The sequence below is a fragment of the Nocardioides sp. CFH 31398 genome (assembly GCF_022436705.1).
In the GTDB taxonomy this organism is placed as follows: Bacteria; Actinomycetota; Actinomycetes; order Propionibacteriales; family Nocardioidaceae; genus Nocardioides.
This window is the reverse complement of sequence record NZ_JAKUHT010000010.1, coordinates 109,569-120,244: the sequence shown is the minus strand read 5'-3', so window position 1 is coordinate 120,244 and position 10,676 is coordinate 109,569. Positions and strand designations below refer to the sequence as shown.

Below are 10,676 nucleotides of genomic sequence, written 5' to 3'. Positions count from 1 at the left end.
GGCCCCGTCCTCCGGGGGGGCACCGGTTTGGGCCTGGGGGGGGCCCCCCCCCCCCCGGGGGGGCCCCCCCCACGGCACAGGCGGCTCACGGGGCGGCCGGGACCATCCAGTCGAGGACCGGGGTGGCCTGCAGACCGACCAGGATGCACATGCCCACCAGCAGCACGAGGCTCCAGCCGATCACCTTGCGGAAGATGTCGCCCTCCTTGCCCGCGAGGCCGACGGCGGCCGCGGCGATGGCGAGGTTCTGCGGGCTGACCATCTTGCCGAGCACGCCGCCCGACGTGTTCGCCGAGGCCATGAGCACCGGGTCGAGCCCGGCCTGGGCGGCGGTCTGCACCTGGAGCGCGCCGAAGAGGGCGTTCGCGGAGGTGTCGGAGCCGGTGACCGCGACGCCGATCCAGCCGAGGATCGGCGAGAGGATCGCGAACGCGGCGCCGGTCTGCGCCAGCCAGGCGCCGAGGGAGACGGTCATGCCGGACAGGTTGAGCACGTAGGCGAGCGCGAGCACCGCCATGACGGTGACGATGGCCCACTTCAGCTCGCCGTACGTCTTGCCGTAGGTCTTCAGGCCCTGGCCCGGCGACACCTTGAGCACGAGCATCGTCAGCAGGCCGGCGAAGATCATCAGGGTGCCCGCGGCGGGCAGCCAGTTGAAGGTGTACATCGTCGTCGAGACCGGCTCGCCGGCCGGGTTGAGCACCTCGAGCCCGGGCCAGCTGAAGACGACGGTCCAGGGCTCCTCGGCGAAGAACGCCTTGACCGCCGGGATGTTCACGATCGAGAAGATGGCGATGATGATCAGGTACGGCGCGTAGGCCTTCGCGACCTCGGAGCCGGAGTCCGTCACGGGGCCGCCCTGGTCCACGGCCACGCCGCCGGTGGACGCTCCACCCGCGTCGCCACCGACGCGCTGGGCGTTCTCGCGGATGGCCTCGGCGTCCGCGGTGATGGTCTCGGCGGGCTGCCACACGCGGCTGAGGACGACGACGGCGAGCGCACCGCCGAGCGCGGCGATGATGTCGGCCAGCGGGACGGAGATGAAGTTCGCGGCGACGTACTGCGAAATCGCGAAGGCGACGCCGCAGACGATCGCGGGCAGCCAGGTCTGCTTCACGCCGCGCTTGCCGTCGACCACGAGCACGAGGATGAGCGGCACGAAGATCGCGAGGATCGGGGTCTGGCGCCCGACCATGGCGCCGAGGGTCTCGACGGTCAGGCGGGAGTCGTCGTTCACGCCCGAGGTGACGGCGGCGAGGGTGGTGATCGGGGTGGCCAGCGCGCCGAAGGCGACCGGCGCGGTGTTCGCGATGAGGGCGACGACCGCGGCCTTGATCGGCTGGAAGCCGAGCGCCATCAGCATGACCACGGTGATGGCGACCGGGGTGCCGAAGCCGGCCAGCGCCTCGAGGAGCGCGCCGAAGCAGAAGGCGATGATGATGGCCTGCACGCGCTGGTCGGGGCTGACCTTCTCGAACGAGCGGCGCAGCACGTCGAAGTGTCCCGACGCGACCGTGAGGTTGTAGACCCAGATCGCGTTGATGACGATCCACAGGATCGGGAAGAACCCGAACACCGCGCCCTGCGTCGTGGCGAGCAGCGCCTGGTCGACCGGCATGGAGAACGCCAGGACGGCGAGCACGATGGTGACGGCCAGGGAGATGAGCCCCGCCTGCCACGCCTTCATCCGCAGTGCGCCCAGCAGGACGAACAGCGTGAGCAGCGGTACGGCGGCGACGAGCGCCGACAGCGTCAGCGAGCCTCCGACGGCTTCGAGGTCCTGCTGGAACATGGGGTCTCTCCCGAGATCGTGGGTGGTTCGGACGGGGCTAGCGGTCCATGAGCGCCGAGAGCGGCGCCCCGTGGATCGAGGCGTCGAGCACCTCGATGGTGTGCGCCATCCCCATCGGCGCGGTTCCGTTCTGCTCGGCGTGACGGTGCAGCGCCGAGGTCACCTGCATCAGGCAGCCCGGGTTCGCGGTGACGAGCAGCTCCGCGCCGGTCTTCGCGATGTTGGCGGCCTTGCGGTCCCCCAGCTCCTGGGCGGGCCCGGGGTTGAGGATGTTGTAGATGCCGGCCGAGCCGCAGCAGATCTCCCCCTCGGGGATCTCCTTCAGCGTCAGGCCGGGGATCTCGGTGAGCAGGTCGCGCGGCTGCTTGCGGACGCCCTGGGCGTGCGCGAGGTGGCAGGCGTCGTGGTAGGCGATCGTCACCTCGAGCGGGTGCCGGACGGCGCGGGGGCCGAGCTCGAGCAGGATCTCCGAGATGTCGCGGGTCTTCTCCGCGAAGGCCTTCGCACGGTCGGCGTACGCCGGGTCGTCGGCGAGCAGCTCGGCGTACTCCTTCATCGTGGAGCCGCAGCCCGCCGAGTTGACGACGATCCGCTCGACGCCGGCGTCCGAGAAGCTGTCGACGAGCTTCTTGGCGAACGCGACGCCCTCGGACTCGCGGCCCGCGTGGACCGACAGGGCGCCGCAGCAGCCCTGGTCCTGCGGGACGACGACGTCGCACCCCTCGGCCTGGAGCACGCGGGCGGTGGCGGCGTTCACGCCGGGGAAGAACGCGCCCTGCACGCAGCCGACGAGCATCCCCACCGTCATCCGGCGCTCGCCGGAGGCGGTGATGTGCTCGGGCAGCGGCATCGGCTTGCCCAGCCTCGGCGCCAGCTTCTCCATCGCCGCGAGCTGCGGGGCCATGCGGTCGAGCAGGCCGGTGCGGCGCATCGCGCGGTCGAGTCCGGTGCGCTGCAGCACCTTGAGCGGCCCGCGCATCAGCCGCAACCGCCTCGGGTGCGGGAAGAGCGAGAAGATCAGGCCGCGCAGCGCCTTGTCGGCCGGCGTGCGCTCGTGGTTCCGCTCGACCTGGGCGCGGGTCTGCTCGATGAGCGTGTCGTACTGCACCCCGGACGGGCAGGCCGTCACGCAGGCCATGCAGCCCAGGCAGGCGTCGAAGTGGCCGACCATCTCGTCGGTCATGGGCTCGCCCTCGAGCCCCTGCTTCATCAGGTAGATGCGCCCGCGGGGGCTGTCCATCTCCTCGCCCCACAGCACGTACGTCGGGCAGGTCGGCAGGCAGAACCCGCAGTGCACGCAGTCGCCGATGAGCGCGGCGTCCGGCGGGTGGTGCTCGTCGAACGCCCCCGCCCTCGGTCCGCCCAGCACGTCGGCCGGGTCGACCGCCAGGGGGTTCGCGCCCTGGGTGCCGGCCATGCCGTCGACGTCGGTCGCGTCCTTCTCCTGCGTCATCTCACATGCCTCCCACGTAGCGGCCCGGCGAGAGCCGGTGGTCGGGGTCGAACTGGTCCTTCACGCGGCGCATGAGGGCGAGGGCGGGCACCGGGCCCCAGACGTCGACGGCGTCCTTCACCGCGGCCGGGGCGTCGACCACGACGGTGGCTCCGCCGTGGCGGGTGGTGGTCGCGCGCAGCCGGTCGACGAGCGCGGACGCCTCGGCGACCGGGGTGGACGACGGCAGCGCGGCGTACACGACCCCGGAGCCGGCGGAGCCGCGCAGCACGGCGGGGCTGCCCTCCAGGGTGGCGAGGACGTCGGCCAGGCCCGACAGCGCGAACGTGACCTTCAGCGCGGTGGCCCGGTCGTCGCCGGTCGCGGCGGTGTCCCAGGGGTACGTCGCCCCCTGCGCGGGCGGCTCCTCGCCGACCTCGACGTCGCCGCCGAGCAGGGGCGACAGGTCGTCGACGCGGCCCTGGACGCCGGACTCGCGCCCCTCGAGCAGCACGCTGACGGTGCCGGCGCCGGCCTCCCAGCCGACCTCGACGGCGGCGGGGACGACCTGGCCGTGGACGGCGGCCTGCGCGAGCTCCATCGCTCGGGCCGGGCTGTCGGCGCGGGCGGTCACCCAGCGCGAGGCCGCGGGCAGCGGGTGGAGGCGGAACGTCGCGTCGACGACGACGCCGAGCGTGCCCATCGACCCGATCAGCAGCTTGCCGAGGTCGTAGCCGGCGACGTTCTTCACGACCCGGCCGCCGGCCTTGGCGACGATGCCGTCGTGGCGGACCATCGTGATGCCGATCAGCAGGTCGCGCGCCGAGCCGACCGCCGTCCGGCGGGCGCCGGAGGCGTTGGTGGCGAGGATCCCACCGATCGTCGAGCCGGGGACCGTCTCGTCGAGCGTCAGCCGCTGGCCCTCGGTCGCGGTGGTCTCCTGCAGCCGGGCGAGCGGCGTGCCGGCCTGCGCGGCGACGATGAGGTCGCCGGCCGCGTGGTCGGTGACCCGGTCGAGCCCGCCCAGGTCGAGCAGCACGTCGACCCCGGACGGGGCGTGGCCCCAGGTCAGCTTGGTGCCGGCACCTCGCGGGACGACGCGCAGCCGGTGGGCCGCGGCGGCCCGCACCACCTCGGCGACCTCGTCCACGCTGCCCGGCCGGGCGACGAGGGCGGGGGCTACGCCGTCGACGGCGTCCGCCTCGGTGGCGTCACGGACCTCGGCGCAGGCCGAGCCGAGCGCCTCGCGGGCCCCGGTGTCGACGGAGGCGGCGTGGCCGGCCTGGGTCGTCATCAGAACACCTCCGCGAGACCGGCGGCCTGCAGCGGGTGCGGCCCCTTGTGGCGGCCCGGGACCTCACCGCACAGACGCGGCGTGGGGAAGAGCTTGCCGGGGTTGGAGATGCCCGCCGGGTCGAACGCGCAACGGACGAGCTGCATCGTGTCGAGGTCCTCGTCCGAGTACATGCGCGGCATGTACTTCGCCTTGTCCATCCCGACGCCGTGCTCTCCGGTGATCGAGCCGCCGTGCTCGATGCAGAGGTCGAGGATCGCGCCGGACACCTTCTCGGCGGCCTCCCCCGCCCCCTCGACGGCGTCGTCGAAGAGCACGAGCGGGTGCAGGTTGCCGTCGCCGGCGTGGAACACGTTCGCGACCCGGACGCCGGAGGACCGGGACAGCTCGTCGATCGCCGTGAGCACCTCGGGCAGCGCGGTGCGCGGGATGACGCCGTCCTGGACGATGTAGTCCGGGCTGATGCGGCCCACCGCGGCGAACGCCGACTTGCGGCCCTTCCAGATCAGCGCCCGCTCCGTGGGGTCGGTCGCGACCCGGATCTCGAAGGCACCGTTGTCGCGGCACATCCGCTCGACGTCGTCGAACTCGGCGTCGACGTCCGCGGTCGAGCCGTCGAGCTCGATGACGAGGACGGCGCCCGCGCCGTCGGGGTAGCCGCAGGAGACGGCGGCCTCGGCGGCCTCGATCGCGAGGGCGTCCATCATCTCGATCGCCGCGGGCACGATGCCCGCGGCGATGATCGCGGACGTCGCCGCGCCGGCCTGGTCGGTGGACTCGAAGCCGACCAGCAGCGTGCGCACGTCCTGCGGGAGCCGGGTGAGCTTGACCTCCACAGTGGTGACGATCCCGAGGGTGCCCTCGGAGCCGATGACGGCGCCCAGGAGGTCGTAGCCCGGCGCGTCGGGGGCCGTGGTGCCGAGCCGCACCGTCTCGCCGTCGGGGGCGACGAAGTCGGCCGCGGCGACGTGGTTGGCGGTGAAGCCGTACTTCAGGCAGTGGGCGCCGCCGGAGTTCTCCGCGACGTTGCCGCCGATAGAGCAGATCTGCTGGCTGGAGGGGTCCGGCGCGTAGTAGTAGCCGTCGCCGCTCGCCGCCTTGGTGACGTCGAGGTTGATGACGCCGGGCTCGACGAGCGCACGCTGGTCCTCCCGACGGACCTCGAGGATCTCCCGCATCCGCGAGGTCACCACGAGCACGCCCTCGGCGTGCGGCAGGGCCCCGCCCGACAGGCCCGTGCCGGACCCGCGGGCGACGTACGGCACGCCGTGCTCGGCGCACGCGGCCACGACCGCGCCCAGCTGCTCGGCGTCCTCGGGGATCACGACGAGCGCCGGGGTGACCCGGTAGTGGGCCAGCCCGTCGCACTCGTAGGTCCGCAGCCGCGTGCGGTCGTCGATGACGCCCTCGGCCGGGAGGGTCCGCCGCGCGACGGCGGCCACGGCCTCGATCTGCTCTGCACCCATGTGAGCTCCCCAGGAGTCGCTAGTCGACCTGGGCGACCAGGCCGGCCGCCTCGATGCCCGCCACGGCCGCCGCCTCGTCGTTGTCCGAGGTGTCGCCCGTGATGCCGACGGCGCCCAGGAGGTTGCCGTCGGAGTCCTTGACGAGTACCCCGCCGGGCACGGGGACCAGCGACCCGCCGACCGCGTTCGTGACCGCGGCGACGAAGTACGCCTGCTGCTCGGCCCGGGCCATGATCGAGCGCGAGCCCATCCCGAGGGCGAGCGCTCCGTGGGCCTTGCCGTAGCCGATGTCGAAGCGGCCGATCGAGGCTCCGTCCTCCCGCTCGACGGCGACCACGTGCCCGCCGGGGTCGAGGACCACGACGGTCAGCGGCTTGAAGCCCTGCTCGGCGCCGTGGGCGCGGGCCGCGGCCACGATCGTGCGAGCGGTCTCGAGGTCGACGTGGTGGTGGGTCATGCGGACTGCTCCTTCTTGACGGCGCGCTGGCGGTGCAGGATCGGCTCGGTGTACCCGCTGGGCTGGGCGAGGCCGTCGAGGACCAGCGCCCTCGCCGCCTCGTACGCCGGGCCGTCGAACGACGGGGCCATCGGCGTGTAGCCGGGGTCGCCGCTGTTCTGCTCGTCGACCACGGCGGCCATCTTCTGCAGGGTCTGCTCGACCTGCTCGCGGGTGACGACGCCGTGGTGGAGCCAGTTGGCGACGTGCTGGCCCGAGATCCGGCACGTCGCGCGGTCCTCCATCAGCGGCTCGCCGGACAGGTCCGGCACCTTGGAGCACCCCACGCCGGCGTCGACCCAGCGGACGACGTAGCCGAGCAGGCTCTGCAGGTTGTTCTCGATCTCGGCGGTGCGGTCCTCCTCGGACCACTGGGAGGGGTCGCCGAGCGGGACGACGAGCAGCTGCTCGCGGTCGCGGCGCCGGCCGCTCGCGGCGAGCTCCTCCTGGCGGGCCTTCACGTCGACCTGGTGGTAGTGCAGGGCGTGGATGGTCGCCGCCGTCGGCGAGGGCACCCAGGCGCAGGTGGCGCCGGCCTGCGGGTGGCCGATCTTGGCCTCGTACATCGCGGCGAGGCTGTCGGGTGCGGCCCACATGCCCTTGCCGATCTGCGCGCGGCCGAGCAGGCCGCACTCGAGGCCGATGTCGACGTTGAGGTCCTCGTAGGCCTCGATCCAGTCGGTCTTCTTCATGTCGGCCTTGCGGACCATGGGGCCGGCCTGCATGGAGGTGTGGATGTCGTCGCCGGTGCGGTCGAGGAAGCCGGTGTTGATGAAGACGACGCGCTCGCGGGCGCGCTCGATGCAGGCCTTGAGGTTGAGCGAGGTGCGCCGCTCCTCGTCCATGATCCCCATCTTGATCGTCAGGGGCTCCATGCCGAGGAGCCGCTCGACGCCCGCGAAGAGGTCGACGGCGAGCTGGACCTCGTCGGGACCGTGCATCTTCGGCTTCACGACGTACGCCGCGCCGGTGCGGGAGTTGGGGCGCTCGGTGCGGCCCTGGACGTCCTTCAGGCTGCCGAGGCCGGTCATCACGGCGTCGAGGAGGCCCTCGGGCACCGGGTCGCCGTTCGCGTCGCGCACGGCGTCGGTGGTCATGAGGTGGCCGACCTGGCGGATGAACAGCAGCGAGCGGCCGTGCAGCGTGACCTCGCCGGCGCCGTCGGGCGCGGTGTAGACGCGGTCGTCGTTCATCGCGCGGGTGAACGTCTTCCCGCCCTTGGTGACCTCCTCGGACAGCGTGCCGTCCATGAGGCGCATCCAGTTGCGGTAGCCGAGCACCTTGTCCTCGGCGTCCACGGCGGCGACGGAGTCCTCGAGGTCCATGATCGTGGAGACCGCGGACTCGAGCAGGAGGTCCTTCACACCGGCGGAGTCGGTGCTGCCGATCTGGTCGTCGGGGTCGACCTGGATCTCGACGTGCAGGCCGTGGTGGACCAGGACGACGGCCTCCGGCGAGGCCGCGTCGCCGCGGTAGCCGACGAGCTGCTGCGGCTCGGCGAGGCGCCGGGCCTCGCCGTCGACGGTGGCGGCCAGGCCGTCGCCGTCCACGGCGTACGCCGTGACGTCGGCGTGGGAGGCGCCGTCCAGCGGCCAGTGGGCGTCGAGGAGCTCACGGCCGCGGCGGATGACCTCGTCGCCGCGGGTCTTGTTGTAGTCGCTGCCGGGGGCGAGGTCGCCGTCGGTGGGGACGACGTCCGAGCCGTACAGGGCGTCGTACAGCGAGCCCCAGCGGGCGTTCACCGCGTTCGTCGCGAAGCGGGCGTTGAGAAGCGGGACGACGAGCTGCGGGCCGGGGATCCCGGCGACCTCCGGGTCGACGCCGCTCGTGGTCACGCTGACCTCGGCGGGCTCCTCGAGCAGGTAGCCGAGGTCCCGCAGGAGGGACCTGTAGGCGTCGGGCTCCGGCGTCCCCGGGTGCGCGCTGTGCCAGTCGTCGAGCGCGGCCTGGATGCGGTCGCGCTCGGCCAGGAGCTCGCGGTGGCGCGGCGAGAGCTCGGCGACCAGCGCCGCCAGCCCCTCCCAGAAGGAGTCGGACTCGAGACCGGAGCCCGGGAGTCCCTCCTCCTCCACGAACCGGTGCAGCTCGGCGGCGACGTCGAGCCCCCCTGCCTGGACCCGCCCGGACGTTGACGCAGACGTCATTGGCTCCCTCATCGTCGACGGCGGAACTCGACCGACATTGCTTGCCCGAGTTTCCGCATTGTGGAAGTGTGTTTCCTGTCCACGGAAAACTACGGAGGGCGGCGAGAGCGTGTCAACCTCGGGTGAGAGAGGCGGCGTGCAGTCGCTGCACCGCGCGCTCGACCTCGTCGAGATGCTGGCCTCGCGTGGCGGGGCGATGACGATCGCCGACCTCGCCGCGGCCACCGGGACGGCACTCCCGACGGCCCACCGGCTGCTCGGCACGCTGCGCGCCCGGGGCTACGTGCGCCAGCTCCCCGACCGCCGCTACGCGCTCGGCTTCCGGCTCGTCCCCCTCGGCGCGACCGCCGGCTCCAGCGTCGGCGTGGGCGCCGAGCGCGCGCTCGCCGGGCTCGTCGAGGAGCTCGGCGAGACCGCCAACCTCGCCGTCCTGGACGGCGACCGCATCGCCTACGTCGCGCAGGTGCCCGGCCGGCACTCCATGCGGATGTTCACCGAGGTCGGGCGCCGCGTCGACCCGCACTGCACGGCCGTGGGCAAGGCGATCATGGCCCGCATGCCCCGCGAGCGGGCCCGCGCCCTGCTGACCCGCACCGGCATGGCGCCCCGGACCCCGCACACGCTCACGGACCTCGAGGAGCTGTGCGACGGGCTCGACGAGATCGAGCGCCTCGGCTACGCGATGGACGAGGAGGAGCAGGAGGTCGGCGTGCGCTGCGTCGCGGTCGTCGTCCCCACCGAGGAGCCCCGGGTGGCGATCTCCGTCTCCGGGCCCGCGCCCCGCATGACCGACGGGCTGGTCGGCGACGCGGTCCCGCTGCTCCGTCGTACCGCCCAGGAGCTCGCGGCCGCCCTGATCTGACGCCCCGCGGGGTGCGAGGATCCCGGCATGCAGGACGTGCTGGGGCCGCCGTGGACGGCGGAGACCATCCCGCTCGCCGACGACGCGGAGGGCTCGGTCGTCGCGACGCTGGTCCACCGTCCCGCCGACGAGGGCACCGTCGCCCGAGGTGCTGTCCTGCACGTGCACGGCTTCGCCGACTACTTCTTCCAGACCGACTTCGCCGCCTGGTGGACCTCGCGGGGCTGGGACTTCTACGCCCTCGACCTGCGCAAGTACGGCCGTTCGCTGCTGCCGCACCAGACCCCGACCGACGTGCAGGACGTGCGCACGTACGCCGAGGAGCTCGACGCCGCGTACGAGCGGATCACGGTCCGCGACGGCCACGACAGGCTCGTGGTGTCGGCCCACTCGACGGGTGCGCTCGTCGTCGCCCTGTGGTGCGAGGACCGCCGCGACGTGCAGGCCGGCACCGTGGCGGGCGTCGTCCTCAACGCGCCGTGGCTCGACCTCCAGGGCTCCACGCTGCTGCGCACCGTCGGCACGCGGGTGATCGACGTCGTCGGCGCAGTGCTGCCCGGTGTCGTCGTCCCCCGGACCGTCGACGGTGGCTACGGCCGCAGCCTGCACCGCGACCACGGGGGCCGGCAGACCTACGACCTGAGGTGGAAGCCGGTGGAGTCGTTCCCCGTCCGCCTCGGCTGGCTGCGCGCCATCCGCCGCGCCCACGCCGAGCTGCACCGCGGGCTGCACGTTGACGTGCCGGTGCTCGTGCTGACTTCGGACCGCAGCGCCGAGCCGCCCCTCAGCGCCGACGACCTGCGCAGCGCGGACGTCGTCCTCGACGTCGAGCACATGTGGCGCTGGGCCCCCCGCATCGGCCCCCGCGTCGAGGTCGTCGCCGTCGAGGGCGCCCGCCACGACGTCGTCCTGTCCGAGGAGCCCGCCCTCACCCGCGTCCACGACGCGCTCGCCGACTGGGCCGACCGCTTCCTCGACTGACCGCCGAGTCGGCACGTCTGCGCACCCAGGGAGCGTCGAGTCGGCACATCTGCGCACCGGGGCGGGCTCGATCACCGTGCCGCCCGGCACCTCCGCGGAGCTCGGGGCCGACGAGTGGCGCATCTCGACACGGGCCACCGTGACAACGGCCCCTTCCGGACGCGCCCTGGCCGCGGGACGTGTTCACCCACTGCGCAGACGTGCCGACT

General features: G+C 73.2%; 8 protein-coding genes. 2 read left to right on the top strand and 6 right to left on the bottom strand.

The window, feature by feature from the left end; genetic code table 11:
- Nucleotides 1–85 precede the first annotated feature (85 nt).
- Genes MJ876_RS09695 through MJ876_RS09670 form a run of 6 tightly spaced genes read right to left on the bottom strand, consistent with a single transcriptional unit; the run spans nt 86 to nt 8,624 of the window.
- A complete protein-coding gene (locus MJ876_RS09695; RefSeq protein ID WP_240236071.1) occupies nt 86–1,792 on the bottom strand; it encodes an L-lactate permease in 1,707 nt (568 codons plus the stop codon).
- A 37-nt stretch (nt 1,793–1,829) separates the two neighbouring features.
- Nucleotides 1,830–3,245, bottom strand: coding sequence for a glycolate oxidase subunit GlcF (gene glcF, locus MJ876_RS09690; protein ID WP_240236070.1), 1,416 nt, complete (start codon nt 3,243–3,245; stop codon nt 1,830–1,832).
- 1 nt (nt 3,246) lies between these two features.
- Nucleotides 3,247–4,518: an FAD-binding oxidoreductase gene (locus MJ876_RS09685; protein ID WP_240236069.1), complete on the bottom strand. Its 1,272-nt coding sequence runs from the start codon at nt 4,516–4,518 to the stop codon at nt 3,247–3,249.
- A complete protein-coding gene (locus tag MJ876_RS09680) occupies nt 4,518–5,984 on the bottom strand; it encodes an FAD-linked oxidase C-terminal domain-containing protein (protein WP_240236068.1) in 1,467 nt (488 codons plus the stop codon). Before MJ876_RS09680 ends, MJ876_RS09685 begins: the two co-directional genes overlap by 1 nt.
- A 19-nt stretch (nt 5,985–6,003) precedes the next feature.
- Nucleotides 6,004–6,441 carry a heme-binding protein gene (locus tag MJ876_RS09675; protein ID WP_240236067.1) on the bottom strand — a complete coding sequence of 146 codons (438 nt, stop codon included), beginning with the start codon at nt 6,439–6,441 and terminating at the stop codon, nt 6,004–6,006.
- Nucleotides 6,438–8,624, bottom strand: coding sequence for a malate synthase G (locus tag MJ876_RS09670; protein ID WP_240236066.1), 2,187 nt, complete (start codon nt 8,622–8,624; stop codon nt 6,438–6,440). The genes MJ876_RS09675 and MJ876_RS09670 overlap by 4 nt, the downstream gene beginning before the upstream one ends.
- A 136-nt stretch (nt 8,625–8,760) precedes the next feature.
- Between MJ876_RS09670 and MJ876_RS09665 the strand changes: the two genes are divergently transcribed.
- Both MJ876_RS09665 and MJ876_RS09660 read left to right on the top strand, forming a co-directional pair.
- Nucleotides 8,761–9,486: an IclR family transcriptional regulator gene (locus tag MJ876_RS09665; RefSeq protein WP_240236065.1), complete on the top strand. Its 726-nt coding sequence runs from the start codon at nt 8,761–8,763 to the stop codon at nt 9,484–9,486.
- 27 nt (nt 9,487–9,513) lie between these two features.
- A complete protein-coding gene (locus MJ876_RS09660; protein ID WP_240236064.1) occupies nt 9,514–10,467 on the top strand; it encodes an alpha/beta hydrolase in 954 nt (317 codons plus the stop codon).
- The last annotated feature ends 209 nt before the right edge of the window (nt 10,468–10,676 follow it).

Coding starts and splice junctions, on each gene's coding strand:
- MJ876_RS09670 (WP_240236066.1), bottom strand. CDS start 8,624: ATGACGTCTGCGTCAACGTCCGGGCGGGTCCAGGCAGGGGGGCTCGAC.
- MJ876_RS09660 (WP_240236064.1), top strand. CDS start 9,514: ATGCAGGACGTGCTGGGGCCGCCGTGGACGGCGGAGACCATCCCGCTC.
- MJ876_RS09675 (WP_240236067.1), bottom strand. CDS start 6,441: ATGACCCACCACCACGTCGACCTCGAGACCGCTCGCACGATCGTGGCC.
- MJ876_RS09695 (WP_240236071.1), bottom strand. CDS start 1,792: ATGTTCCAGCAGGACCTCGAAGCCGTCGGAGGCTCGCTGACGCTGTCG.
- glcF (WP_240236070.1), bottom strand. CDS start 3,245: ATGACGCAGGAGAAGGACGCGACCGACGTCGACGGCATGGCCGGCACC.
- MJ876_RS09685 (WP_240236069.1), bottom strand. CDS start 4,518: ATGACGACCCAGGCCGGCCACGCCGCCTCCGTCGACACCGGGGCCCGC.
- MJ876_RS09680 (WP_240236068.1), bottom strand. CDS start 5,984: ATGGGTGCAGAGCAGATCGAGGCCGTGGCCGCCGTCGCGCGGCGGACC.